At 52.3% G+C, this 25,511-nt stretch carries 22 protein-coding genes; 13 read left to right on the top strand and 9 right to left on the bottom strand.

Going from position 1 to position 25,511, the window contains the following annotated elements; all coding sequences use genetic code 11:
• Window positions 1-34 precede the first annotated feature (34 nt).
• Window positions 35-1,474, top strand: coding sequence for a rhomboid family intramembrane serine protease (locus tag EGT74_RS09430; RefSeq protein WP_123846257.1), 1,440 nt, complete (start codon window positions 35-37; stop codon window positions 1,472-1,474).
• Between the two features lies 1 nt (window position 1,475).
• Here EGT74_RS09430 and EGT74_RS09425 read toward each other — a convergent pair whose 3' ends face one another.
• Window positions 1,476-2,528 carry a nucleoid-associated protein gene (locus EGT74_RS09425; protein ID WP_123846256.1) on the bottom strand — a complete coding sequence of 351 codons (1,053 nt, stop codon included), beginning with the start codon at window positions 2,526-2,528 and terminating at the stop codon, window positions 1,476-1,478.
• A 58-nt stretch (window positions 2,529-2,586) separates the two neighbouring features.
• On the opposite strand from EGT74_RS09425, the gene EGT74_RS09420 reads away from it, so the two are divergent.
• The gene (locus tag EGT74_RS09420; protein ID WP_123846255.1) at window positions 2,587-3,465 is read left to right on the top strand and encodes an SMP-30/gluconolactonase/LRE family protein; all 879 of its coding nucleotides are present in this window, start codon (window positions 2,587-2,589) and stop codon (window positions 3,463-3,465) included.
• 86 nt (window positions 3,466-3,551) lie between these two features.
• On the top strand, window positions 3,552-4,223 hold the full coding sequence (locus EGT74_RS09415; protein WP_123846254.1) for a DUF2625 domain-containing protein: 672 nt from the start codon (window positions 3,552-3,554) through the stop codon (window positions 4,221-4,223).
• A gap of 51 nt (window positions 4,224-4,274) precedes the next feature.
• Here the strand turns inward: EGT74_RS09415 and fabG are convergent, their stop codons facing one another.
• The 3 genes from fabG to lptB all read right to left on the bottom strand — a co-directional run bounded on the left by fabG (window position 4,275) and on the right by lptB (window position 7,403).
• Complete coding sequence (fabG, locus tag EGT74_RS09410) at window positions 4,275-5,024, bottom strand: 3-oxoacyl-[acyl-carrier-protein] reductase (RefSeq protein ID WP_123846253.1); 750 nt, start codon at window positions 5,022-5,024, stop codon at window positions 4,275-4,277.
• Between the two features lie 63 nt (window positions 5,025-5,087).
• Window positions 5,088-6,611 carry a GH3 auxin-responsive promoter family protein gene (locus EGT74_RS09405; protein ID WP_123846252.1) on the bottom strand — a complete coding sequence of 508 codons (1,524 nt, stop codon included), beginning with the start codon at window positions 6,609-6,611 and terminating at the stop codon, window positions 5,088-5,090.
• Window positions 6,612-6,641: 30 nt separating this feature from the next.
• Complete coding sequence (gene lptB / locus EGT74_RS09400) at window positions 6,642-7,403, bottom strand: LPS export ABC transporter ATP-binding protein (protein WP_123846251.1); 762 nt, start codon at window positions 7,401-7,403, stop codon at window positions 6,642-6,644.
• Window positions 7,404-7,552: 149 nt separating this feature from the next.
• Here lptB and metF point away from each other — a divergent pair, with 149 nt between their 5' ends.
• Window positions 7,553-8,506 (top strand): methylenetetrahydrofolate reductase [NAD(P)H], encoded by a 954-nt coding sequence (gene metF, locus EGT74_RS09395; RefSeq protein WP_123846250.1) that lies wholly within the window; start codon window positions 7,553-7,555, stop codon window positions 8,504-8,506.
• 196 nt (window positions 8,507-8,702) lie between these two features.
• Here the strand turns inward: metF and EGT74_RS09390 are convergent, their stop codons facing one another.
• The 4 genes from EGT74_RS09390 to EGT74_RS09375 all read right to left on the bottom strand — a co-directional run bounded on the left by EGT74_RS09390 (window position 8,703) and on the right by EGT74_RS09375 (window position 12,664).
• Window positions 8,703-9,413 (bottom strand): porin family protein, encoded by a 711-nt coding sequence (locus tag EGT74_RS09390; RefSeq protein ID WP_123846249.1) that lies wholly within the window; start codon window positions 9,411-9,413, stop codon window positions 8,703-8,705.
• A 360-nt stretch (window positions 9,414-9,773) separates the two neighbouring features.
• Complete coding sequence (locus EGT74_RS09385; protein WP_123846248.1) at window positions 9,774-10,388, bottom strand: porin family protein; 615 nt, start codon at window positions 10,386-10,388, stop codon at window positions 9,774-9,776.
• A gap of 74 nt (window positions 10,389-10,462) precedes the next feature.
• Complete coding sequence (locus EGT74_RS09380) at window positions 10,463-11,161, bottom strand: porin family protein (RefSeq protein WP_123846247.1); 699 nt, start codon at window positions 11,159-11,161, stop codon at window positions 10,463-10,465.
• An 87-nt stretch (window positions 11,162-11,248) separates the two neighbouring features.
• Window positions 11,249-12,664, bottom strand: coding sequence for a TlpA family protein disulfide reductase (locus EGT74_RS09375; RefSeq protein ID WP_123846246.1), 1,416 nt, complete (start codon window positions 12,662-12,664; stop codon window positions 11,249-11,251).
• Window positions 12,665-12,706: 42 nt separating this feature from the next.
• On the opposite strand from EGT74_RS09375, the gene rlmD reads away from it, so the two are divergent.
• From rlmD to EGT74_RS09335, 8 genes are all read left to right on the top strand, one after another.
• A complete protein-coding gene (rlmD, locus tag EGT74_RS09370; RefSeq protein ID WP_123846245.1) occupies window positions 12,707-14,116 on the top strand; it encodes a 23S rRNA (uracil(1939)-C(5))-methyltransferase RlmD in 1,410 nt (469 codons plus the stop codon).
• A 27-nt stretch (window positions 14,117-14,143) separates the two neighbouring features.
• Window positions 14,144-14,998, top strand: a complete 855-nt coding sequence (locus EGT74_RS09365; protein ID WP_220392831.1) for a rhomboid family intramembrane serine protease — start codon at window positions 14,144-14,146, stop codon at window positions 14,996-14,998.
• Window positions 14,999-15,037: 39 nt separating this feature from the next.
• On the top strand, window positions 15,038-15,985 hold the full coding sequence (locus EGT74_RS09360) for a rhomboid family intramembrane serine protease (RefSeq protein ID WP_123846244.1): 948 nt from the start codon (window positions 15,038-15,040) through the stop codon (window positions 15,983-15,985).
• Window positions 15,986-16,030: 45 nt separating this feature from the next.
• Window positions 16,031-17,119, top strand: a complete 1,089-nt coding sequence (locus EGT74_RS09355; RefSeq protein ID WP_123846243.1) for an endonuclease/exonuclease/phosphatase family protein — start codon at window positions 16,031-16,033, stop codon at window positions 17,117-17,119.
• A gap of 58 nt (window positions 17,120-17,177) precedes the next feature.
• Window positions 17,178-18,290, top strand: a complete 1,113-nt coding sequence (locus EGT74_RS09350; protein WP_123846242.1) for an endonuclease/exonuclease/phosphatase family protein — start codon at window positions 17,178-17,180, stop codon at window positions 18,288-18,290.
• 112 nt (window positions 18,291-18,402) lie between these two features.
• Window positions 18,403-19,899 (top strand): cysteine--tRNA ligase, encoded by a 1,497-nt coding sequence (gene cysS / locus EGT74_RS09345; protein WP_123846241.1) that lies wholly within the window; start codon window positions 18,403-18,405, stop codon window positions 19,897-19,899.
• A complete protein-coding gene (locus EGT74_RS09340) occupies window positions 19,899-20,888 on the top strand; it encodes a M28 family peptidase (RefSeq protein WP_123846240.1) in 990 nt (329 codons plus the stop codon). The genes cysS and EGT74_RS09340 overlap by 1 nt, the downstream gene beginning before the upstream one ends.
• Window positions 20,889-20,891: 3 nt before the next feature.
• Window positions 20,892-21,515 (top strand): DNA-3-methyladenine glycosylase family protein, encoded by a 624-nt coding sequence (locus EGT74_RS09335; RefSeq protein ID WP_123846239.1) that lies wholly within the window; start codon window positions 20,892-20,894, stop codon window positions 21,513-21,515.
• Window positions 21,516-21,625: 110 nt separating this feature from the next.
• Here the strand turns inward: EGT74_RS09335 and EGT74_RS09330 are convergent, their stop codons facing one another.
• On the bottom strand, window positions 21,626-22,273 hold the full coding sequence (locus EGT74_RS09330) for a hypothetical protein (protein ID WP_123846238.1): 648 nt from the start codon (window positions 22,271-22,273) through the stop codon (window positions 21,626-21,628).
• Window positions 22,274-22,429: 156 nt separating this feature from the next.
• On the opposite strand from EGT74_RS09330, the gene EGT74_RS09325 reads away from it, so the two are divergent.
• The gene (locus tag EGT74_RS09325; protein WP_123846237.1) at window positions 22,430-25,510 is read left to right on the top strand and encodes a SusC/RagA family TonB-linked outer membrane protein; all 3,081 of its coding nucleotides are present in this window, start codon (window positions 22,430-22,432) and stop codon (window positions 25,508-25,510) included.
• Window position 25,511 lies beyond the last annotated feature (1 nt).

Here is a 25,511-nt window from a genome sequence, read left to right as displayed (position 1 = left end):
CACTTCGTGGCGTCTCTACCTTTATTGTCCCGTAATGATCGGATTCCCTCCCCGATATAGCACCTCCTGTACACTCAACAACCGCACCCCGGCCGGGCAGCTGGTTATTTTGTGGCTGGCCTTTGAAAAAGCCGGCTGGAATATCAGTGAAATCAATCCCGCCAACATCACCGCATTCACGCATTTCAGCTTCCGCTCGTGGAGTGAACAGATAAGTGCGACCCTCACACCGGGGAACATCCGCCTGAGCAGCGTTTCCACCGGCGCGCAGGTGCTCGACTTCGGCCGCAACCGGCAAAACATCCGGCGCCTGCAACAAACCATTGCAACCATCAATGAAACATACAGCAACGAAGCGCTCGATGTTATCTACGCGGAAAGGGAGCAACGCATCGGTGTTAAAACGGATACCATTCACCTCACCCCGGAGCGGCAGGGTTTTCTGAACATTTTCAAACCGGCAAGGGGATTCTTCATCACACCCATCCTCATAGTACTCAATGTGTTGATTTACCTGGTGCTGACCAACAAAATGCTGTTTGCCGGCAGTTCGTGGTGGCAGGCAGACGTGACAGTGCTGGAACAGGCCGGCGCCAACTTCAAGCCCCTCACTCTTTTCGGGCAGCCGTGGCGCCTGCTCGCTGCCAGCTTTTTACATGCGGATGTGATGCACCTCTTTTTCAACCTGTACGGCATCATGATCGGCGGTACTTATCTCGAGCCGCTCCTGGGCCGGTGGCGCTTCCTGGCAGTATACCTGCTTTGTGCGCTGGCTGCCAGCATCGCCAGCCTCTGGTGGTACGATATCACGCCCACGCTCGGCGCTTCTGGCGCGGTATTCGGGTTGTTGGGTTTCATCTTCACCCTGCTGCTGCGGAAATTCGTGGAGCCCTTCGAACGGCGGGCTCTGCTGATCAGCATTGGCATCTACCTGGCATTCAGCCTGGCCACGATATTCATGCAAACCAATTTCGATCACGGGGCACATATCGGGGGACTGCTGATGGGAATATTGCTCTGCCTGCTGCTGTTCCGGGGGCTGAAAACACCGGCAACCTCCAAAAATACCCTGCCCGCTACCGCCCTGGCCGCAACCGTATTAGTCATTGCTTACTTCCTGCTGCCCCGCGACGTGAACACTTACATTAAAAAGCTACAGCAGCTGGATGAGAATTTTATCCTGTCGTACGGCGTATACAACACCCGTTCCGAAGACGAAAAGGTGAAATGGCTGAAGAATTACAGTATTTATTATATGGATCAGAACCTGCGGATCATGGATGAGATCGATCAGCTTTCCCTGGGAGTAGATTCCCGTAAACGGAATGTGTTGCTCCGCAGGCTGGTGGAAACCCAGAAAAACGTATTCAATTATAACTACCGCACGCTGGTGGAAGGCAAAAATAGCTACGACCACCAGATTCTCGAAGCCCTTCGCGAATTGGATGAAATGCAGAAAGCACTAAGCCGGTAGCTTACTTTTCTTCCTCAAAATAAAGCTTGTAATAATTCATGCTCCGTTCCTCATCGTACCCCCGCTCGATCATTTCGCGGTTGCCGTGGATATACACGTGGAAATTCCGGTCGAGTTTCAGGATGCTTTTGAATACTTTCTGCTGTTTTTTTACCGCCGGGCTTGAAATGTCGAATTCGTCGGGCACATCCAGCCGGTACTCATCCCGGAAATGTTCGCGGTAGTTTTTAAATGCATCTACCGCATCGGGGTGCCCCAGCACTTCCTCGGCAAACTCATCCATCTGGAACTGTTCCTTTTCCTTGAAATAAGCGGCGGACTTGTTGAGCAGTTCGATCTGATCTACCCGGTTCATTTCGAACTCCTCGGGCAGCCGTTTCTGTATGAACTGCTGGCAGAGGTTCACCATCGTTTCGGTCTGGTGGTAACTGTCTTCCCGCCGCTGCACCTGCAGGAAGGCATCTTTCCAGTAAACCGCCTCGTTCTGTTTGCTGATGCTGTCTACGATGCTCACTTTAAAACCTTCCTCCTGCTCTACATTGAACACCAGGCAGCCTTTGTCGAGTTTATTGATGTTGATACCATCGTCGTAGTTCACCTCGTAGTTGTCGTTGCTCAGGTACACTTTCAGGTAGGTATCCCGGTTTTCCGACTTAAAAATACCGATGGCTTCCACTTCTTCCCCATCTACCTGGCATTTCGAAAAATGGGTGATATACAGTTCCCCTCCTTTGATTTTCGGGTGGGTAGAGTGTTTATACAGGTGTTTGGCGATATTGACGGATTGCTCCTGGAAGTTGGCCGGGTCTTCGAAAATGAGGCTGCAGTATTTAAACACCTCGTTCAGGTGGATATCTGCGTCGTGGGTAAACCTGAAATATTCTGCATTGTTGGTAAAGGGCTGGATAAAGTAGCTCAGCAACAGGGTGCCGATGGTTTCATCTTTCAGTTCCAGAGGCTGTTGCGAAAGCACCAGCGGGTCTTCGTTTGTAGCGTTGCCCACCTTGTGGATGGTGAGCCTTTCCAGGTCTTTGATATCTGATACGTGAATCATACGGGCTGCAAATTAGGCGCATTTGCAGTTTTACGCTAAAAAAAATTAATTTAATACGATGAAATACTTCCTCCCCACCCTTTTCATGCTGACTGCTATGGCCGCGGAAGCCCAGGAGCCCTTGTATACCGCCCGCGACCTGACTGCCGAAAATATGTTTTCCACCAACATCGAAGGCCCCAACTTCGACAAAGCGGGCAACCTGTACGTCGTGAATTTTAAGCAGGACGGCACCATCGGCAAGATCGACACCCGGAACGGGAGTGGCGAGGTGTTCGTGACCTTGCCCGAAGGCAGCATTGCCAACAGCATTCAGTTTTCCCGGAGCGGGAATATGCTGCTGGCCGACTTCAAAGGGCATAATGTGCTGCAGGTGGATATGCGCACTAAAAAAGTGAGCGTTTATGTGCACCACCCGCTTTTTAATCAACCTAACGACCTGTGCATCAACCGGAAAGGGCAGATTTTCGCATCCGACCCAAACTGGAAAAACGGCACAGGCCAGCTTTGGCGGGTAGACAAGCCGGGAAGCGCGGTGCTCCTCAGCGGCCAGATGGGTACCACCAATGGCATTACCCTTAGTCCTGATGAAAAAATACTCTATGTCAACGAGAGCGTGCAGCGAAAAGTCTGGAAGTTCAATGTCGACGGCCGGGGCAATATCTCCAATAAAACCCTCTTCGCCGAATTCCCCGACTTTGGTTTCGACGGCATGAAATGCGACAAAGCCGGCAACCTGTATATAACCCGTTACGGCAAAGGCACCATTGCCGTATTGTCGCCCGCCGGGGAGCTGGTGCGGGAAATCCCCCTCAAAGGCAAATCGTGTAGTAACCTGGTATTCGGCGGAGCCGACGGAAAAACCGTGTATGTGACGCTGCAGGACAGAAAGTGCATGGAAACCTTCCGGGTGGAAATTGCGGGGAAGGGGTTCTGATCTTCCTTATTTACCTATCTCCATGAAAAAGTTATTCTATAAACGCCCGGTACCTTTTGGCCGGGCTGGCCATTTCACAGCAGACTATGAGAACATTGCAGGAACTGATCAATACCACAGAGCCGGGCTGGCCGGTGGTAAAGGAATTAATCGCCGCCGCCAACAACAAGGTGGAAATACTTCCCTGCAACAGGGCGGCGGCAGACAGTGCTTTGTATCAAACACAAGTGACTACGCGGTCTCCCATGGGAGCGATCGTGCATGAAAGCGGCGGGTTGTTGATAGATAACGGCTGGATAAGGATCTTGGGCTCCGGCCACCCCAGGTTGAGCCGCTCATTGCCCGGATGGAACAACGCGAAAGCGCCAGCTACGAACGGCATACCAGGTTTTATGCTGGTTGCAGACGATGCCATAGGTGGTTTTTTTGCCATCAACCATAACGCACTGGGAAGCGATTCCGGCAAAATATATTACCTGGCGCCCGACAATCTTGAATGGGAGGCCTTGGATCTGAGCTACACCGATTTCCTCGTTTTTTGTTTCAGTGGCAACCTCGAAGAATTTTATGCCAACCTTCGGTGGGAAAACTGGCAGGAAGGTGTTGCCGCCCTCAATGGAGACCTCGTTTATAATTTTTTCCCCACCCTGTGGACGGCGGAAGGGAAAGATATCAATAAGAACTCGCGCAGGGCGATTCCCGTTGAAGAGCAGTTTGAGCTGAATATGTCTTTCAGAAAACGGTTGGGGCTGCAATAAAAAAACAGCCCCGGTTCCCGGGGCTGTTTTTTTATATCGTTCAATTCATTCTTACGTATTCAGGCCACCGCAAACGCTCAGTACCTGGCCGGTTACATAAGCGCCCATGTCCGAAGCGAGGAAGAGGCACACATTGGCGATATCGTCCGGGGAGCCGAATTTGCCCAGGGGAATCTGATCGAGGTATGCTTTGGCGCCTTCGCCGTCTTTCAGGTAATGCGTCATATCTGTTTCGATGAAACCAGGCGCAACGGCGTTCACGCGGATGTTACGGCTACCAATTTCCTGTGCGATGGATTTGGAAAACCCGATGATACCGGCTTTGGAGGCGGCGTAGCTGCTCTGGCCCGCGTTGCCTTTGATGCCGATGATGGAACTCATGTTAATGATGCTGCCGCTTTTTGCCTTCATCATGGGCCGCATCACCAGCTTGGTCATGTTGAACACGCTTTTCAGGTTGATGTCCATCACCTCGTCCCATTGTTCCTCGCTCATGCGCAGCAGAAGGTTGTCTTTAGAAATACCTGCATTGTTCACACAAATATCCACCGTGCCGAACTCTTTCACCACGTCATTTACCAAGGCTTCGCAATCTGCAAAAACACCGGCATTGCTTTTATATGCTTTCGCTTTTACGCCTTTGGCGGCCAATTTGGCCTCCAGGGCTTTTGCTTTTTCGTCGGAACTTACATAAGTAAATGCAACATGTGCGCCTGCGTCGGCAAATTTCAGGGCTATCGCCTCACCAATTCCGCGGCTGGCACCTGTTACGATGGCTACTTTGTTGTCGAGTAATTTCATTTCTATCAGATAGGTTTTAGCTTATAGTTTGATGAACGAAGGTAATAGAATTTAGACCATTGTTCAGTGTTTTTCAACAAACCGGAGAATCTCTTCCAGCACGTTTCTTTCGTTGCTGAGGCGGGGTACTTTATGCTGGCCGCCCAGTTTGCCCTTGCTCTTCAGCCATTCGGTGAACGTGCCCGGCGCCATCACGTGCACGAGCGGGCCGCGCAGCGCAATGTCTTTATGCCTTTTGGCCTCGTAGTCCGAGTTGATGGTTTTCAGCGTACCGTCGAGCGTGGCAGTGAACTGCTCGAGGCTGGCCGGCGCCTGCTCGAATTCAATCAGCCATTCGTGGCCGCCGTTACCCTGTTCGCTGAAATACACGGGAGCGGCGGTATAATCGTTCACCACGGCGCCGGTCACCTCGCAGGCTTTGGCAATAGCTTTGTCCGTATTGTCCACAATCAGTTCTTCCCCGAATGCGTTGATGAACGATTTGGTGCGCCCGCTTACACGGATGCGGTAGGGCGCCAGGGAAACGAACTGTACAGTGTCACCTACCAGGTAACGCCACAGGCCGCCGTTGGTGCTGATGATGAGGGCGTAGTTTTTCCCGGTCTCCACTTCGTGCAGCTGCAAGGTGCGCGGCGACTCCTTGCCGTATTCTTCCATGGGCATGAACTCATAGAATATACCATGGTTCAGGAACAGGAGCAATCCTTCTTCCCCGATCACATCCTGGGCGGCAAAAAAGCCTTCGGAAGCATTATAGGATTCGAGATAGTTCATGCCCGGTTTACGGATAAGCCGCCTGAACTGCTCGCGGTAGGGCGTAAAGCTCACCCCGCCATGCATGTATACTTCCAGGTTGGGCCATACGTCGGCCAGGTTATCGGTACCGGTCAATTCGAATATCCGTTTGATGAGCACGATCGTCCAGGTAGGTACGCCGGCGATGGAGGTCACGTTTTCGTGGATAACGGCATTGGCCATCCGCTCGATCTTTTCTTCCCATTCGTCCATCAGGGCAATGGACAGGTCGGGCGTGCGGATCATGTTGCCGTAGAAGGGCATGTTCTGCAGCATCACCGCGCTGAGGTCACCATAATAACTGTCGCTGTCAGGGCTGAGCTTATTCACCTGGTGGCTCCCCCCGATCACGAGCGATTTGCCGGTGAGCACATCGGAGTCGGGGAAATTGTTGTAGTACAGGGAAAACACATCACGGCCGGCGCGGTAGTGGTTATCGTCGAGGCTTTCCACGGAAACGGGGATGAACTTGCTTTTGTCTGCCGTGGTGCCGCTCGATTTGGCGAACCATTTGATCGGGGTATTCCAGAGCACGTTCTGCTCCCCCTCCATCGTACGCTGGATGTAGGGTTTGATCGATTCGTAGTTATGAACCGGCACCCGCTGTTTGAATTCGTCTATCTTGAATATATTGGAAAAACCGTATTGTTTGCCAAATTCTGTGTACTGTGCGGCGCTCAGCAGGTTCTGAAACACCTGCTGCTGTACCTGCAGCGGGTATTGCATAAAGTGCTCGATGCGGCCCATACGGATTCTGGCCAATTGGGAAAGCGCTGGACTTAAAATCTTCATACCAGGTTTTAACTAGGGTTGTGATAGCTGTTATTGTTTCGCCGCTTCGTCAAGGTAATCTTTCCTGCGAAGTATAAAATTCTGGCCAAGATACACTTTTCTCACCTGCTCGTCTTCTGCCAGCTCTTCGGCTGTTCCGGCTTTGAGTATTTTGCCTTCGAATAATAAATAGGCCCTGTCCGTAATGGAAAGGGTTTCCTGTACGTTGTGGTCTGTAATAAGAATGCCGATATTTCTGTACTTAAGCTTGGCAACGATGGCCTGGATATCCTCTACGGCAATCGGGTCGATGCCCGCAAAAGGTTCGTCGAGCAGGATGAATTTGGGATCCACTGCCAGGGCCCGGGCAATTTCAGTTCTGCGCCTTTCCCCGCCGCTGAGCACATCGCCCGGACTTTTCCGCACGTGTTGAAGGCGAAATTCGGCCAGCAGCTGCTCCAGCTTGTCTTTCTGCTCCGCTTTGCTCAGTTTGGTCATTTCCAGCACGGCCGCGATATTGTCTTCCACACTCAGCTTCCGGAACACGCTCGCTTCCTGCGGCAGATAACCGATGCCCATCTGGGCCCGCTTATACATGGGCAGCTTCGTGATGTTGACGTCGTTGAGGAACACCTCTCCTTCATCGGGCTTGATGAGCCCCACTACCATGTAAAAAGTGGTGGTTTTACCCGCCCCGTTAGGCCCCAACAAGCCCACGATCTCTCCCTGAGTTACCTCTACCGACACGTGGTTGACCACCGTCCGGGCCCGGTAACGCTTTACCAGTTGTTGCGTATGTATTCTTAATGCCATATTGTGAAACTTAGCAAAAATAATAAAATCAGCGAATGGACAACGGTTTGGGCGTTTTATATAATTATTTTAACGAATCTGGCATTCCTAGTTAATTATGGGGGGATATGCTATTTTTGCGAGGTTTTTCAAGATACATCTCAAATTATATGAAAGTTACGGAACATATCGCGCAAGCGAACGATACGCTGATCTCCTTTGAGATATTGCCGCCGCTCAAGGGCAAAAGCATTGAATCCATCTACGACCACCTGGACCCGCTGATGGAATTCAAACCGTCGTATATCAATGTAACCTACCACCGTAGCGAACATATGTTTAAAAAGCGGGCAGACGGGTCGTTCGACAAGGTGGAAATTCGCAAACGCCCCGGAACAGTGGGTATTTGCGCTGCCATCATGAACCATTACTCCGTAGATGCCGTACCGCACCTCATTTGCGGAGGCTTCAGCAAGGAAGAGACGGAGAACGCCCTCATCGATCTGAACTTCCTCGGCATCGACAATGTGCTGGTGCTGCGGGGCGATGCTCCCAAAAACGAGACCTTCTTCGAAGCCCACCCCAACGGCCACCGTTACGCGCTGGAGCTGCTGAACCAGGTGGTGCAGATGAACAATGGCATTTATCTCGAAGAAGACCTCATGGGCGGCATCAAAACCAAATTCTGTATCGGTGTGGCCGGCTACCCGGAAAAACACTTCGAGGCACCCAACCTGCAAACAGACCTGGGTTACCTGAAGCGCAAAGTGGAAGCGGGTGCGGATTATATCGTCACACAAATGTTTTTCGATAACCAGAAGTTTTTCGACTTCGTGACCCGCTGCCGCGAGGCTGGGATCACCGTGCCCATTATTCCGGGCCTCAAACCCCTCACCACCAAAAAACAACTGAGCGTACTGCCCCGCACTTTCCATGTGGATATGCCGGACGAGTTTGCACAGGAGGTGATGAAATGCAAAACAGACAAGGAAGTGGAAACGGTAGGCACCGAATGGCTGATACAGCAATCCAGGGAACTGAAGGCTGCCGGCGTACCGGTACTGCACTACTATACATTGGGGAAACCCCACGTGGTACAGCAGGTGGTGGCCGCCATCAAATAAAAAAATCAGCCATTGCGTGGATACGCAATGGCTCTTTTCCCTATAACTGTCACACCTTTTGTTTAAAAACTTATTGTGATGATGTATTGCTGATATTAAGACGCGGGCAATTACATTTACCCCTATTGCAAAAAATAAAAAAGGGAGACCCGCCGCCATGGCAGATCTCCCTTTTTTCTGGGGATTTTTTTACAGGTCAGTAATCTTCCCGGTTGAACAAAAAGCCCAGGCTGATGCCGAGGTACCTGTTTTTACTTTCGGTAAAATCACTCCTGTCAATATCGGTGAGGCCCATGCTGTAGTTGGCTCCCAGCATCAGCCCATTGTTAAATTCATAGCCCAGCGTGAAGTTGGCGCCGGCATCCCAGGGATGCATCCGTACCACGGCGATGTTATCATTCGCCTCCCGCGAAAATTGCACTTTCTTGGAGTTCTGCGTAATGCTTTGCCCGTTTTTTACAATATCATAATGATAGCGACCCTTCAGTCCGCGTGCCGCATAGGGGCCAAGTCCGGCGCGGAGGTTGCCGGGACCTAACGGTAATTTATATACGAAGTTAAGGGGTATCTCCAGGTAGTTCAACTGCAGCCGGGCTCCCTTCGGAATATAAAGGCCATCCAGTTCGGTTTTGGGGGTACGGGTTTCGCTGAAACCGGAACCTTTGGTAATGTAGCGGATGACGGGCTGAAAATAAAAACCGTTCGCCAACGGCACATTGATCATCAGATCAAGATGCCAGCCATGAAAAGTTTTCATCAGGCTTTCGGCCTGGCCAAAATCTCCCGCGGCCGCCCCGGTGATGTCGATATTGGATGCGGTATAGCCGGCATCGATGCCAACACTTACCTGGGCCTTACTGTGCATTAAAAATGCCAGTGAGATAAACAGCAGACCTGCTTTTTTCATACTTGTAGTTTTTCAATAGGGACCTTGCTGTGCTATAGGAGATAGTAAAGGGGCGCCGTAAATCCTTGTTCTTTTTTTGGGTACGGGCTTGATTTTGCTAAAATGTATGCTCGTGCTCTATTTCTTATTTCTTAACGGGCTCAAACATACGGCAAACTTTTTTGATTTCTAGTACCCCGCTCCTCCCGCGATAGAATATTTACACTAATTTAATCGAGATTATGTCCAGGTCGGCCATCATACAGCAAAGCCAGAGAAAAAACAAGGGTGCCGGCCAAAAGGTTCGGTCATTAACAAAAAAAGGTAGCAAGACCTGCGAACAGGTCTCACTACCTCGTTAATTTATGCCGGACGGAAGAATTAACGGCCGCCGAACTTATACCCCAGGGTCAGCCCGAAGGAGGTATTTTTAAAGGTATCATCGTTATCGGGCCCGGAGATGTTCACCAGTCCGAGGTCCGTAAACAAACCTACGTTAAAGCCCATCGGGAATTCATACCCGAACTGGAAGTTTGCGCCGGCATCCATTCTTTTCAGGTCTTTTCCGTCGCCCCATTCGATATCCCGGCTAACGGTAGTACCGAACAGCTGGCCTTCCCATTTACCGCCCAGCCCATATGCGATGTAGGGGCCAAGGCCGATGAACAGGTTGCCGTTACCCACTTCGGGTTTGTACATGAAGTTGATCGGCAGCTCCAGGTAGTGAATGCGGGCTTTCAGGTCTACGTCCCTGAGATCGTTACCGCCTTTCCCTACGTAGAGCAGGCTCGGCTGAACATAAAAATCATCCGCCAGTGGAATGTCTACTGTTACGCCTGCTCTTAAACCAGTCATCAGTTTGCTTGTTTCCTTATTCCCGCCGTTTTTGGTGGTCACGCTGGAAAAACTAGGTCCTGCGGTTACCCCAAACTTCACCTGGGCAAAGGTAGCTCCGGCTATCAGCAAGGCAGCAACGGATAATGCTAATTTTTTCATGATTTGCTTTTGTTGTTTTAGACAGATTTATATATAGTCAGGATGAAATGATAACTCATGAGATGCAAAATTGTTTACTTGGTTCCGCCAAACAGGTAACCGACTGAAAACGTCCACACCCTGTTCTTGCTCTTGTCGTCCGAACTGTTGTCGGTTCCGGAGAGTATCTTACCAAACCCCATGCCGTATTGCGCGGAAACGAGGAAGTTACCGAATTCGGCACCTGCCATGATGTTGCCACCATAATCAAAACGTTTGTATTTGTCGTAACCCTTATTCTGGTCACCATCGTTGAAAGGTGTGTCGTCGTCCCATTTGATGTTCGACTCACCGCTGGTTTTTACGCCGGCCAAACTGGTTTCCCATTTGTTTTTACCGCCAACACCGAACGCGGCGTATGGGCCGATACCCAAAAAGAGCTTGGTCTGGTCCCCTACAGGAATCTTACCCACGAAATTGACCGGGATTTCGATGTACTGCGGATTGGTGGTGGTTTTGTAATAAGTATTGCCGTCTGTGTTTCCGCCTGTCAGCTTTGCACCCTTACCGGTGTAAAATACGCCCGGTTGCAGCGACAGGACTGGTGAGAGCGGGAGGTCTGCAACGGCACCTATGTGGAAAGAATTTAAAGAGCGACTGTTATCTACGCCACCGCTGTTGGTGTTCGTAATATTGGCGACATTCCAACCGCCTTTCACCCCTACTCTGACCTGTGCCATTGCGGCTACGGATAAACCGAGAGCCATACATGAAAGAACAATCTTTTTCGTCATAACCTTGTGTTTTGGTGATGACTAAGACTTTCCAAAGAACGTGCCAAAGGGAATTCAACAGCCTATAACGATTTGTAATTCAATTAATTACCGGGTCCTTTTAGCGGCCTCTCCGGCCTCCCGTTGCAGAAAGCCATCCAGTTGTTCCACACCCAATCGTTTGGCCAGTATTTTTTTATTGGCATCCAGCAGGTACACAACGGGCGTTGAGTACACATCATAGAATTTGCGGTAGTTACTGGTGTACCCGGGGTCCCAGGCGTGAATCCAGCCGGTGAGCTTTTTATCGCGGATGAAGCCGCTCCACTCTTCTTTCGTGCCCTCTGTTTTTACGCCGAGCATGGTGACGCCCTGTTTTTTCCAGCTGGCCTTGTAAGCGGAATCCAGTTTAGGCACCTCCGTTATACAGTGCCCGCAGGTGGGATCCCAGAATACGATCACGGTGTACTTCGATTTGATGTCGTACAACGACGTGCGGCGGCCGGATGTGTCCTGCAGCACCAGTTGTGCGGCTTTCTGGCCGATGAGGTTCGGGGCGATGGTGTAGGCGCGGGAAATGATCTTTTCTTTCTGTTCTTCGTTCACCCAATACGCCTGGTTGGTGACGTAATATTTTTCCACAACGTGCACAAAAACGGCATCCATTCCCATGATCTGGGAAGATTCATAGGTTTGGGTGAGCCACCACACCATGAACTTGAAGCTTTCCTTATCCTTTTTTGTTCTGGCGACCAGTTTATCGGCCTCGGCAATCACGGAATCGGGCACGGGTGCCACCAGCTGGTTAAAGTACCGCCCCAGCCGGGCTTCCAGCACGGGTGTGCGCACAAGGCGGCCATCGGCCAGGTCCACATCATCCCAATAATGGGCTTTATAGTAGCGGTAGGGATAGGTGGAGTCCAGCGAACCGTCAGCCTTTTTGGGCATGGGTGGCACTTCCGGCTCGCGCATGGCCCTGAAAATGGCGGCAAGAAGGGTTTTAGGATGTTTGGCGATAATATCCGTACGGTATTGCTGCAGCTTTTTACCTATCCCTTCGGACGCGGCCCTGGCCTTTGCCGTGTCCAGCTGGGTGCGGGCCGCACCCAGCTGGCGGCGCACCTCGTCCATCTGGTCGGCCATGCCGGCAATGTAGCGGTTGTAGGCAGCAAACAGGGCATTGTCGGCGGATTGTTTGAATTCCGTTTTCCGGATGAGGTCACTGGTATCAGCAATGATGGAAAAAGTGGTCTCTTTATCGAGCAGTATTTCAAAAAAGCGCTGTTTGCCCGGCAGAACGATCAGGTAGATGCCGCCGGGCTGGGTTTCTTTGCCCTCCAACACAGCGGTGCCCTGCTGGTTCAATTGGGCGGAATCCATTACATAAGTGCTTTTCCCCATGTAGTGGCCCAGGTAAACGGTACCCCCGGTATACCCTTTCAGCTGAACCGTGATATTGTAACCCTGTCCCTGCAGGGATAATGCGCTGCAGAGGCAGCAGAAGAAGAATAGCAGTTTTTGCATAGGTGAGATAAAAGTAGCAAAAACCGTCCTACCTTTGCACCCGTGAGGAAAAAAAATGTAGTACTGGAAAATGTGCCCGTAACCGCTTACGCCGCTGAGGGCAAAGCGCTGGCAAGGGTAGACGGTAAAGTTGTTTTTATTGAAGGCGGCGTAGTGCCCGGAGATGTCGTAGATGTCAGGCTGGGTAAAAATAAAAAAGACTGGGCCGAAGGGAAAGCCATTAAAATACGGAGCCTTTCCCCGCAGCGCGTCGACCCGTTTTGCCAGCATTTCGGGCTGTGCGGGGGATGTAAATGGCAGATGCTGCCTTATGAATTGCAGTTGCAGTACAAACAACAGCAGGTAACCGACCATTTACAACGCATCGGCCACCTGGCCCTGCCGGAAATGCCGCCCATCCTCGGTGCCGCCAAAACGCGGCATTACCGCAACAAGCTGGAGTTCACCTTTTCCAACAAAGCCTATCTCACCAACGAAGAAATCGCCGAAGCCGGCGAACAATGGCCAAAGCGCAACGCTTTGGGGTTCCATATCCCCAGGCTGTTCGACAAAGTGCTCGATATCCGGACCTGCCACCTGCAGGAAGAGCCGGCCAACCTGATCAAAAATACCATCCGGAGCTGGGCCGAAGCGCACCAGCTGCCGTTTTACGATATCCGCCAGCAGGAGGGCTGGCTCCGTAACCTGGTATTGCGCATCTGCACTACCGGCGAAGTGATGGTCAACCTCGTGATTCACCACGAACTGAAAGCAGAGCGAGAAGCCCTGCTGAACCACCTGTTGGCCACCGTGCCCGGTATTACCACCCTGCTGTACACCATCAATCCCAAAAAGAATGATAGTATCTTTGACCTGGAACCGAAAGTGTTTTTCGGGAAAGGATATGTGGAGGAAAAGCTGGAGGACTTTACCTTTAAAATAGGCCCCAAATCGTTTTTCCAGACCAATACCTATCAGGGCGAAGCCCTGTACAGGGTGACCCGCGACTTTGCGGGGCTTACCGGCAAGGAAACGGTGTACGACCTGTATTGCGGCACCGGCAGCATCGGCATATTTGTGTCGCGGCAGGCTGGCAAGGTAATTGGCATAGAGCTGATTCCTGAAGCCATTGCAGACGCAAAAGAAAATGCGGCAGCGAACAATGTAGAAAATGCTGCGTTTTTTGCAGGGGATGTCATAGATATCTGCGACGACGCTTTTTTTGCCGAACACGGCGCCCCTGATGTGATCATCACCGATCCGCCCCGTGCCGGCATGCACGAAAAGCTGACGGCAAAACTGCTTGAAGTGGCCGCCCCGCGCGTTGTGTACGTATCCTGTAATCCCGCTACGCAGGCCAGGGACCTGGCTTTGCTGGCCGAAAAATATACCGTTGAAAAAGTACAGGCGGTAGACATGTTCCCGCATACCCACCACATTGAGAACGTGGTGCTGTTGCAGAGAAAATATTAGTAACCATAACGCATAAGTATACACGAAATGAGTGAATTCAGGCCCGGCAGGTTTCAGATGTTGCCCCTGGTAATCAAAAATCTGCTGATCATCAACGGATTGGTTTTCCTCGCACAGGTGACCCTTGAAAACATCATGCGGATCGACCTAACTGAGCTGTTCGGCCTGCACTACTGGGGTTCGGAGTTGTTCCGCCCCCACCAGTTTGTGACCCACCTCTTCATGCATGGCGGTTTCTGGCACCTGTTTTCGAATATGTTCGCGCTCTGGATGTTCGGCAGCGTACTCGAAAACAACTGGGGGCCAAAACGTTTTCTGATATTTTATATGGTCTGCGGACTAGGAGCCGCACTCTGCCATATGGGGGTGATTACGTACGACAATATGCGGTTCTCCACCGCGGTGCAGGATTTTAACAATAATCCCACCTATGCGGCTTTTTCAAACATCGTCGACAAATTCGGGATCAGCGGCTACCGGTTCAGCCTGGGACCACAGGATTTTACCATGGGCGGCTTCCGGGAAGCCTGGAGCGTGCAGCCACCGGAATCTTTCGATATGGTGCGCCAGGCCCGGGTACTGCTATCCTATTCCGTAGAAATCTATAAAAATACGCCCACCGTCGGCGCTTCCGGCGCGGTTTTCGGTGTACTGTTCGCCTTTGGATACCTCTTCCCGAATAGCTACCTTTTTATATTGCCTATCCCCTTCCCGATCAAAGCCAAGTATTTCGTGGGTGGCTACATCCTGATGGAGCTGTACCTCGGCTTCAAAAACTCCGCTGGCGACAACGTAGCGCATTTTGCCCACCTGGGTGGCGTATTATTTGCATACATTTTGCTGAAGATATGGAACAAACGGAACCGCCGGACGTTCTATTAACGGCAAAATGCCTAAATTTGTAACATAAACACCATAGCCATGCAAGTAGCAGAAAAAGAGCGGATGCCCCGGCTATCATTGGGGGAAGAGAGGAACATGGTAACCCAGCTGCTGCTCCTGAATATCACCGTATTCATCCTCTTGTTTTTCATCAAGATCATTTACCAGATGGAAAACACCGGCTTGGCAGCCTTCGAGCGGGACATCATGGCCAATACCCAGTTTCCCGCAGATCCGAAAGTGCTCCTTACCAAGCCATGGACGCCCCTGACCGCCATGTTCGCCCATACGGGCTTCTGGGACGTGTTCAGTAACCTCGTATGGCTTTTCTGCTTCGGCTCCATTCTTCAAAACATCGGCGGTTTCCGCCTCATCGTACCGGTATATCTCTTTGGCGGTTTAAGCGGCATGGCATTTTTCATGGCCGGCATCAACCTGGTTCCCGGCCTGCGCGTCTATATCCCCTCGGGCAGCATTATCGGAGCGGGAGCGGGTGTAATGGCAATGGCCGTGGGCGTTACCACCCTGGCTCCGCGCCATCGCGTGTTTCCCCTCCTGCTGAAAGGCGGCATCCCGGTATGGGTGCTTTCCGTCGTGTTCCTGGCACTCCACATTACCAGCCTTGCCACCTCCGACCGCTACCCCTCCATCGCCGGAAGCCTGTTCCTGCTGGGCGGCGCCTTTATGGGCTTTATGTTTATCGCCCAATACAAAAAAGGCCGCAACTGGGGCGCGCCGGTCAATAAAGTGATTTTCAACGCAGGTCATATTTTCCACCCCAAAGAACAGAAGGAAATACTCAAAGAAGAGTACCTCGAACCGTCGAAACCCACTGCCACCACCCCTTTTCAGAAAGTGGGCACGGTTCCGGAACATAAACTCAACGAACTGCTCGATAAAATCAACGACCAGGGCCTGCAAAGCCTTACACCGGAAGAGCGGGAAACTCTGCTCCGCGCCAGCAAAGAAAATGGGGAGGACTATTAATTGTGCTCCTGAGTCCCTAACTTTAGCCAACATATTTCCCCAAAAGTGAAACTCATTCGTGTCATCATCCGGCGTTTGTTGCTGTGGAGCAATGTATCCCTCGCCATAGCGCTGCTGCTTTCATTTTTCCTGACATTTATCGATCCCGCCTCATTCTCGCCCGCGGGCTTTGCCGGCTTGCCCTTCATTTTCCTGTGGCTCATCTGCCTTTTCATTATCCCCATCTGGCTGTTTTACCGGCGCAAATACTGGCTCATTTCCATTCCCGCATTATTGCTCACCCTGCCCGGCCTTATCACCAGCTGGGGGTTCCACTTTACCAGCAGCAGCAGCAAACCCAGTCCCGGCTCATTTACGGTCATGACGTTCAACTGCAGCAGCATGGGGCTCAACGGATATCTTATCGATACCCTGGAGCAGGTGCGCATATATGAGGAACTTGAAAAAGCGAGCCCGGACATTCTTTGCCTGCAGGAATTTTTCACCCATGCTGAGGCAGATTTCATCAATCATATCAACAACATCCGTAAAAAACTGAACTACGGGCATTACTACTTTATCCGTCAATTCACCATCATGGAAACATGGCATTATGGCTCGGTGCTCTTTTCCCGCTTTCCCATCATAGACACGGCCAACGTACCGCTGCCGAATGCGGGCCCGTTCGAAGTATTGATGCGCGCCCGGCTGTTGATTGGCAAAGACACGGTGCGGCTGCTCTCCGGCCACCTGGCTTCCTACAAGCTCCGGCAACAGGATTATGCGGTGCTCACCTCACCCAAAGGCCTGGTGCGCAAAGTAGCCAATAAAATGCGGCGCTCGTTTGGACCTCGCTCCCAACAGGCACAGATTTTACGTGATGAAATTACTGCATCGACAGATCCCCTTATTGTAGTGGGCGACCTCAACGACGTACCCGTTTCTTTTACCTACAAAACGGTGCGCGGCAACCTGCAGGATGCATTCCTGGCGAAGGGCGCCGGGCTGGGAAGGACGTTTTCCGCCCTCGCGCCAAACCTCCGGATAGATTATATCTTTGCAGACCGGCATTTTAACGTTGATAACTTTTTTATCTACCGCCGTAAAGGATTTGAACATTTTCCGGTGATGACCCGTTTATCAAGCGGCAAATAATTTATTAACAGCTTGTTTTTTAATGCGTTAAATTTATAGCGGCCAAACAAACTGCCTGTTGAAATTTTTACGACTTTTTACAAAGGGGTTTTTCCTGACCCTGAACGTGGTAACTGTTCTGTTTTTCCTGCTGGCCTGCCTGGCTCCCTTTATCTCGCCGGTTAGGTTCTGGCCTATCAGTTTTATCACGCTGGGATTCCCGTTCCTGCTTGTCATCCTCGTTTTATTCCTCATATTCTGGCTCATCTTTCATCCACGATATGCCCTCATTCCGCTGGTGGCGCTGGTCATCGGCTGGAAGTCGGTGTCCGCTTTTTTCAGCTTCCGCTGGCCGGCCCGCTGGGAAACCACGCAAAAGCCGGAGGGCAGCTTCAACGTGATGAGCTACAACGTCGCCCTGTTCGGGCTGTACAGCCAGAAAAACAGCAAGCCCACGCGCCAGGCCATGTTCAGGCTTATCAGGGAACAGCAGCCGGATGTGCTTTGCCTGCAGGACTTTTACACCTCGGAAAAAAAAGGCGATTTTAACAACCGGGAAGATATTTCCGACGAAATGAAACTGCCCTACCGCTTCTTTTCCAGCGATTTCAACCGCGATGGCAACCAGCATTGGGGAAGCATCATTTTTTCAAAATTCCCCATCGTGAAGTCGGACAAGGTGAAGCTCTCCCCCGGCCCCCTGGGCGAAAGCCTCATTTATGCGGATATTCTGCGGGGAAGCGACACCATCCGCATCGTCAACATGCACCTGGAATCGTACCGGTTCAATGCGCAGGACTACCAGTCCATCGAAAAGATCAAAAAACAGGAAGATACTGGTCTGGTGGCAGCCAAAGGCATTATGCACAAAATGCGCGACGCCTCGGCGCGGCGCAGCCGGCAGGCCAACATCGTGGCGGATTTCATCCGCACCAGTCCGCACACGGTCATTGTTTGCGGCGACTTTAACGATACGCCCGCTTCCTACACCTATTTTAAAATCAGGGGCAACCTTCAGGACGTGTTCCTTAAAAAGGGCAGCGGCATCGGCAGAACCTTTTCCGGACTTTCGCCCACTTTACGGATCGACTACATTTTTGCCGACCGCCGGTTCGACGTGAACGGCTTCCGGACCATCCATTCCGACCTGAGCGACCACTACCCCGTCATCGCCAATTTATCGTTCAGATAACTGCGGATAAAGCGCATTCGTAATTTTTATTCCCCCTTTTGCACAAAAAATTCGAAATTGGGGGCATTAAAAATGCGAAATTCGCCGAGCCGAAATACGCGAAATAATTGATATGTCAGAACAGCTTAAATTCTACAATACCCTTAGCCGGCAGAAAGAAGTTTTTACACCGCTATATCCCGGTCACGTGGGCATGTACGTGTGCGGTCCCACCGTTTCCGGAGAATCGCACCTGGGCCACGCCCGTCCTTTCATCACTTTCGACGTGGTATACCGCTACCTGCAGCACCTCGGGTATAAGGTGAGATACGTAAGAAACATCACCGATGCCGGCCACTTCGAAGAAGAAGGCCGCGCCGCCGAAGATAAAATCGCCAAGGTGGCGCTGCTCGAAAAACTCGAGCCCATGGAACTGGTGCAGAAATATACCAACCTCTACCACTGGGCCATGGACCAGTTCAACACGCTCAAACCGAGCATTGAGCCCACGGCTACCGGCCACATCGTTGAACAAATCGAGATGATCAAAAAAATCATGGATGCCGGGTTCGCCTATGAATCCAACGGCTCCGTGTATTTCGACGTCAAAAAATATTCCGAGGGCCATCACTACGGCATCCTTAGCGGCCGAGTGCTGGAAGACCAGCTGGAAACCACCCGTGAGCTCGAAAACCAGGAAGAGAAGCGGAACAAAGTGGATTTTGCACTCTGGAAAAAAGCCCCGCCGGAACATCTCATGCGCTGGCCCAGCCCCTGGGGCGAAGGTTTTCCGGGATGGCACATCGAGTGCTCGGCGATGAGCGGCAAATACCTCGGCAAACAATTCGACATTCACGGCGGCGGCATGGACCTTCAGTTCCCGCACCACGAATGCGAGATTGCCCAAAGTGAGATTGCCAACGGCGAAATGATGGCCCGCTACTGGGTGCACAATAACATGATTACCATCAACGGGAAAAAAATGGGCAAAAGCTACGGCAACGTAATCCGCCTGACGGAGCTGTTCGCCGGCACACATCCCTTGCTGGAACAGGGTTATAGCCCCATGACCATCCGCTTCTTCATTCTCCAGACGCACTACCGCAGCACGCTCGACTTCTCCAACGAAGCCCTGCAGGCCGCAGAAAAAGGGTTGCAGCGCCTCTGGTACGCATATGAAGTGTTACAGAAACTGGTGTACGCCGGCAACGGTTCTCCGGTGAACGAGGAGCTCGACAAACAGGTGCAGGAATGGTGCCGCGATTGCGCCACCGCCATGAACGACGACATCAGCACCGCCAAAGTGCTCGCCAACCTGTTCGAACTGGCGCCCGTGATCAATTCGCTCCGTGGCGGACAGGTAAAAATGCATGAACTCAGCGAAAGTACTTTCACCCTGTTGCAGCAAACCTGGCAAACCTACCTCATCGACATACTTGGCCTGCGCCCCGAAAAGCCCGCAGACAACAATATGCTCGAAGGCGTGCTCCAGCTGCTGATTGACATCCGCAAGGAAGCCAAAGGCAAAAAAGACTACGCTACTTCAGACAAGATCCGCAACCAGCTGCTCTCTATCGGCATCCAGCTGAAAGATGAGAAGGACGGCACGGTAACTTATGCAATCGAGTAATGACTTTTACATTGTTGAATACATACGGAAAAGCCTGTGCGGTGCTGATCTTGGCCGCCACACTGGCTGCCTGCAACACCGGCACCAAACAACCGGCAGCAACCGATTCCACCGCCGCTGCCGGAAAGCAGGCCCCTGCTTTCGCCACTGATTCCGCATATGCCAATATTGAACGGCAGATCTCCTTCGGGCCTCGGGTGCCCGGCACGCCGGCCCAGGAGAAATGCGCGGCCTGGCTCACCGCATCGTTGCGCGCGTGGGCGGATACCGTGTATGTACAGCGCGCTAAAGTGCAGGTAACGCCGGGGAAAGAAGTGCCCTGTATCAACATCATAGCCGCTTTTAATCCTGCCGCGCAACGCCGCATTTTACTGCTGGCGCATTGGGATACACGGCCAAGGGCAGACAAAGACGCCTTCGATAAAACCAAACCGATGGACGGCGCCGATGATGGCGCCAGTGGTGCGGGCATATTGCTCGAAACCGCCCGCCAGCTGCATGCGCGCAGGCCGGAATACGGCATTGACCTGCTGCTTACCGACGCGGAAGACTACGACCAGCAATATTGCCTCGGCACCCAGTATTGGGCCCGCAATCCGCATGTACCGGGTTATAAGGCCGAATACGGCATCCTGCTCGATATGGTCGGTGGAAGAAACGCTACCTTTTTTATGGAAGGCACTTCCCGCCAGTATGCCTATGCACCCATGAAAATGTTCTGGGACGTGGCCAACAACAGCGGGCACAGCAGCTATTTTTCCTACGCGGAACCGCCGGGCGGAACCCCGTATATTGAAGACGATCACACTTACGTGAACCAGATCGCCAAAATCCCCACCTTCGATGTGATCGCGATGCAACCCAACGGCAGCCTGATGCCGCATCATCATACCACCAGCGACAACCTCTCCGTTATAGATCCGCAAACCCTCCGGGCCGTTGGCCAGACCTTGTTAAACGTGCTGTACGGCGAGCCTTTTAAATATTAATGTATGGCTACACATCATGACATTTACATTCCCCACCTGAGCCGCGATAAAAAACTGGGGAAGATCATTCTTTCGCCGCTGGAAGAATTGCCCATACGGAAAAACATCGCCCTGAAACTGATCGGCTCCATCATGAGCCAGCAGCTGTCGGTGAAAGTGGCGGACGTGATTTATAACCGCTTCCTCCAGCTCTACAACGGCAAAGAACCGCGCCCGCAGCAGATCCTCGACACGCCGCCCGAAACCCTCCGCGGCATCGGTCTCTCCAATGCCAAAGTGAGCTATGTGCATAACGTAGCACGTTTTGTCCTGGAAGAAAAACTGACGGACGCAAAACTGCATAAACTCAGCAACGACGAGCTGATCGCTTACCTCACCCGCATCAAAGGCGTAGGGCAGTGGACTGTCGAAATGCTGCTGATGTTTTATCTCGGCCGTGAAGATATTTTCGCTATAGATGACTGGGGCATCCAGCAGGCCATGAACAAATTGTACAAGCTCGATCCGTCCGATAAAAAAGCGCATCGCGCAAAGCTGTTGCAGCTGTCGGCCAAATGGGCCCCCTATCGGACTCACGCCTGCCGGTACCTCTGGGCATGGAAAGACAATGCGCCGGTTAACGGGTAATGCGGATCCAATCGAATGTTAATAGACCGGTGCCGGTACAAAGATGAAGTGGTTCCCTTTTCGCGGAGAACGCTGCATGTAGTTGGAGAAATCCCAGGAATACGTATGCCCTAACGGATAGTGTAAGATCTCAAACGGGTGGTATCGGAGTCTGTGTCGAGCTGAATCAGCCCCACCCCTTTCGCATAATAATTCGTGCTCAGTTCCGTAACCGGTAAAAACGGATCGGCGGAAATGTCCATCCGTACGCCAATCACATCTTTATAATTTGTGCCCAATACGGTTTTGCCGGTGCCCCGCTGGATGATGGTGTAGGTTACGGTGAGCGGTATTTCGCCGATGATCGGCAGGTCGATGATAAACTCCTCCTCCCATGTTTTCCCCAGCGCCAGATTATCTTTCAGGTAAATAGTCTGCACCGGTTCGCTCGGCGTGCCGGTCAGTTCCGACACATCCGCCAGTTGGATGTAATCCCCGCCCCCGCAACGGAACAGCGACATGCTGCCCGACCCGTCGTCCGTCTCCAGCACACGGAAAGTTTTGCCCCCCACAACGCTGTCTCCCTTCACTTCCATGGTATACCTGAACGTGTCCGGCGCCCCGATAGCCACCTGCTCATACGCAAAAGTGGAACCGGTGGAGTAAGGTGCATAATCGCAGGTGCCCGTTTTTACAGGCTCCTCCAGGCTCTTTTCCTTTTTACAGGCCGACAGTATACCAGCAAGCAGTACAACAGCAATGAGTAGGGGTGGCTTCATGTGAAAAGAATTCGTTCCTGAAAGTTACCCTTTATTTTCTTCAATTGAAAGGGTACATCCTACGCTTAATTTAGAAAATATTTAAAGAAAAACAAGATAATTTTAAAACGATACTTATCAAGTTACTATTATTTAACCCACCTAAAAAAACCCACAATGCGAAAAATTCCACGTTTCGCCACGGCCCTTCTGCTGGCCGCAATGGCGTATTGCACGGGAGGCATGTCCGTTTCCCATGCCCAGGTAACTACAGGAACTTCCCCGAAAAACATCACGGTCAAAGGCAAAATCAGGGATGGCAAGAACATTCCGTTGCCGGGCGTTACCGTGCGGGTGAAGGGCTCCACCAAGGGCACCGTTTCAGATGAAAAAGGGACTTTCTCCATTCCCGATGTAGACCCGCAATCGGTGCTGGTCGTCCAGTTCATCGGGTACGAACAGCAGGAGTACAATGTAAATGGCTCCACCTCCGTCAGCATCCTGCTGAAAGAAACAGAAAAACAGTTGGACGAGTATGTTGTGACCGGTTACGGCACCACCAAAAAAGTGACGAAAACCGGCTCCGTCAGCACCGTCAAAGGCTCCGAGATCAAACAGGCGCCAACAGTGAACATTTCAAACGCATTAGTAGGGCGCGTTTCGGGCCTGATGGCCATCAACAGCAGCGGGGAACCGGGCTACGACGGATCGCGCATTCTCATCCGCGGGCGCAGTACATTCAACAATTCGGATCCGCTGGTAGTGATCGACGGTATTCCGCGCGATGGTTTTCAGCGCCTCAACCCGAACGACATCGAAAACGTATCGGTGCTGAAAGACGCCTCCGCCGCCATCTTCGGCTCAAGGGCGGCCAACGGTGTTATTCTTATCACCACCAAACGCGGGCGGACAGGCAAACCGCTGCTGAGCTACAGTTTCAACCAGGGCCTCACGCAGCCTACCCGCCTGCCCAAAATGGCCGATGCGCCCACTTACGCGCGCATCGTGAATGAAATCAACGTGAACGCCGGCGACCAGCCGAGCTTTTCGGAAGAAAGGATCAAAAAATTCGCCGACGGCTCCGACCCCTGGGGGCATCCGAATACCGACTGGATCGATGAGGTGGTGAAGCCCCTCTCCGGCCAGAACCGCCACGATCTTTCGCTGCGCGGCGGCTCGGATAAATTCGTGTATTACGTGTCGCTCGGCACACTCTTCCAGGATGGTATCTTCAAAAAAAGCGCCACCAAGTACCGCCAGCACAACATCCGCATCAACCTCGACGCGAATGTGAACAAGTACCTCACCGTGCGGATGGACGTGGCTGGCCGACTCGAAGACCGGAATTTCCCGCCGCGCAGCGCCGGCTCCATTTTCCGCGCCCTGCTCCGTGGCAGGCCCACCGAAGCGGCGCGCTGGCCAAACGGGCTGCCGGGGCCCGACATTGAGTACGGTGATAACCCGGTAGTCACCAGCACCAACGAAATCGGTTATCAGCGCGACAGGACGTACGTCATCAACAGCAACCTCGGTGTGGTGCTCTACATCCCCAAGGTAGACGGGCTCTTCCTCGACGCCAACTTCGCGCTCGATCAGAATTTCAACTTCCAGAAACGTTTCATCAAACCCTGGACGCTCTACACCTACCAGGGCATGGACGCCAACGGGCAACCGAAGCTCGAGGCCTCCAAACGCGGCGTGAACGCACCGGAGCTGGAAGAATGGTACGGGCAGAACCAGAACGTCACGCTCAACGCCAAGATCAACTACATCAAAAGTTTCGGCAAACACAACGTGACCGGTATCCTCGCCGTGGAGCAAAACACCAACAAGGGCGACAACTTCTGGGCGAGGCGGCGCTATTTTATTTCCGGCGCGGTGGACCAACTTTTTGCCGGCAGCAATGAAGAAAAAGACAACACGGGCCGCGCATTCGACTATGCCCGCCTGAACTATTTCGGGCGCGTTTCTTACAACTATGACGAAAAATACCTGTTCGATTTCAACTGGCGGTACGATGGTTCCCAGAACTTTCCCTCCGGCAGGCGCTTCGGCTTTTTCCCGGGCGTATCTGCGGGCTGGGTGGTGTCGCGCGAAAATTTCTGGAAAAGCGCCATGGGCACTACCATCGACTATTTCAAACTGCGTGGTTCCTACGGGCAGATGGGGAACGACCTCGTCAACCCCTTCCAGTATATGAATACCTTCGGCATCGCCGATGGCGGTTCCGTGTTCGGCGACAAACTGAACCAGGGCATCTACACGCTCCGCATCCCCAACCCGGGCATTACCTGGGAAGTATCACATAACCTCGACCTGGCCGTGGAAGCGAAATTTTTCAACGGCCTCATCGCAGTTGAAGCAGAGTATTTCCGCACCAACCGCTCCAGCATTCTCACCAAACGTTCCGCTTCCGTGCCCATCTACACGGGTTTAACGCTGCCGGATGAAAACATCGGCAAGGTGCAGAACCAGGGCGTAGATCTGAACATTTCGCACAAGCGCACCGTCAACAAATTCAAGTACGAAATCGTAGCAAACGTATCACACGCAAAGAACAAAATTGTGTTCTGGGACGAGGTGCCTAATGTGCCCGAATGGCAGCGCTCCACGGGCCGGCAGATCGGGGCGGCGCTGTATTATGAGGCCACCGGTATTTTCAAAAACAAGGAAGAAATCGAAAAATACCCACATGTTGGCGGCGCAGTGCCGGGCGACGTGATATTCAGGGATGTGAATAACGACGGGCAGATCAATGACCTCGACCGGGTGCGCGTGAACCGTTCCGAATATCCGCTCTGGAACTACGGCCTTACGCTGGGCGCAGAATTCCACAATTTCGACCTTACCATGCTCTGGCAGGCAGCCACAGGCAGCAGCCAGTACATCCGCACCGAATCCGGGCTGATCGGCAACTTCCCGATGCGAATCGTGGAAGACCGCTGGACGCCGCAAAACCCCAACGGTTCAATGCCGCGCCCGTACGACCGCGACAAGGAATACTGGGTGAGCAGGCCCAATACGTTCTGGTTATGGAACACCAACTACCTGCGCCTCAAAACGCTGGAACTGGGCTACACCATTCCGCAAACCCTGCGTAAAAAAGCCGGGCTCGAAGACCTCCGCGTGTACGTGAGCGGGCAAAACCTGCTGACGTTCGACAAAGTGAAAATCTTCGACCCCGAATCACCCACCGGCAGCGGACAGTACTACCCGCAAACAAGAATCTTCAACGCCGGCCTGAACGTAACCTTCTAAA

It is taken from the genome of Chitinophaga lutea (assembly GCF_003813775.1).
GTDB classification, from domain to species: domain Bacteria; phylum Bacteroidota; class Bacteroidia; order Chitinophagales; family Chitinophagaceae; genus Chitinophaga; species Chitinophaga lutea.
This window is presented reverse-complemented; position numbering and strand designations above follow the sequence as displayed.

Bases quoted from the DNA above. Each gene is read 5' to 3' on its own strand.
- EGT74_RS09430 (WP_123846257.1), top strand. From the start codon at position 35: ATGATCGGATTCCCTCCCCGATATAGCACCTCCTGTACACTCAACAAC.
- EGT74_RS09425 (WP_123846256.1), bottom strand. From the start codon at position 2,528: ATGATTCACGTATCAGATATCAAAGACCTGGAAAGGCTCACCATCCAC.
- EGT74_RS09420 (WP_123846255.1), top strand. From the start codon at position 2,587: ATGAAATACTTCCTCCCCACCCTTTTCATGCTGACTGCTATGGCCGCG.
- EGT74_RS09415 (WP_123846254.1), top strand. From the start codon at position 3,552: ATGAGAACATTGCAGGAACTGATCAATACCACAGAGCCGGGCTGGCCG.
- fabG (WP_123846253.1), bottom strand. From the start codon at position 5,024: ATGAAATTACTCGACAACAAAGTAGCCATCGTAACAGGTGCCAGCCGC.
- EGT74_RS09405 (WP_123846252.1), bottom strand. From the start codon at position 6,611: ATGAAGATTTTAAGTCCAGCGCTTTCCCAATTGGCCAGAATCCGTATG.
- lptB (WP_123846251.1), bottom strand. From the start codon at position 7,403: ATGGCATTAAGAATACATACGCAACAACTGGTAAAGCGTTACCGGGCC.
- metF (WP_123846250.1), top strand. From the start codon at position 7,553: ATGAAAGTTACGGAACATATCGCGCAAGCGAACGATACGCTGATCTCC.
- EGT74_RS09390 (WP_123846249.1), bottom strand. From the start codon at position 9,413: ATGAAAAAAGCAGGTCTGCTGTTTATCTCACTGGCATTTTTAATGCAC.
- EGT74_RS09385 (WP_123846248.1), bottom strand. From the start codon at position 10,388: ATGAAAAAATTAGCATTATCCGTTGCTGCCTTGCTGATAGCCGGAGCT.
- EGT74_RS09380 (WP_123846247.1), bottom strand. From the start codon at position 11,161: ATGACGAAAAAGATTGTTCTTTCATGTATGGCTCTCGGTTTATCCGTA.
- EGT74_RS09375 (WP_123846246.1), bottom strand. From the start codon at position 12,664: ATGCAAAAACTGCTATTCTTCTTCTGCTGCCTCTGCAGCGCATTATCC.
- EGT74_RS09365 (WP_220392831.1), top strand. From the start codon at position 14,144: ATGAGTGAATTCAGGCCCGGCAGGTTTCAGATGTTGCCCCTGGTAATC.
- EGT74_RS09360 (WP_123846244.1), top strand. From the start codon at position 15,038: ATGCAAGTAGCAGAAAAAGAGCGGATGCCCCGGCTATCATTGGGGGAA.
- cysS (WP_123846241.1), top strand. From the start codon at position 18,403: ATGTCAGAACAGCTTAAATTCTACAATACCCTTAGCCGGCAGAAAGAA.
- EGT74_RS09340 (WP_123846240.1), top strand. From the start codon at position 19,899: ATGACTTTTACATTGTTGAATACATACGGAAAAGCCTGTGCGGTGCTG.
- EGT74_RS09335 (WP_123846239.1), top strand. From the start codon at position 20,892: ATGGCTACACATCATGACATTTACATTCCCCACCTGAGCCGCGATAAA.
- EGT74_RS09330 (WP_123846238.1), bottom strand. From the start codon at position 22,273: ATGAAGCCACCCCTACTCATTGCTGTTGTACTGCTTGCTGGTATACTG.
- EGT74_RS09325 (WP_123846237.1), top strand. From the start codon at position 22,430: ATGCGAAAAATTCCACGTTTCGCCACGGCCCTTCTGCTGGCCGCAATG.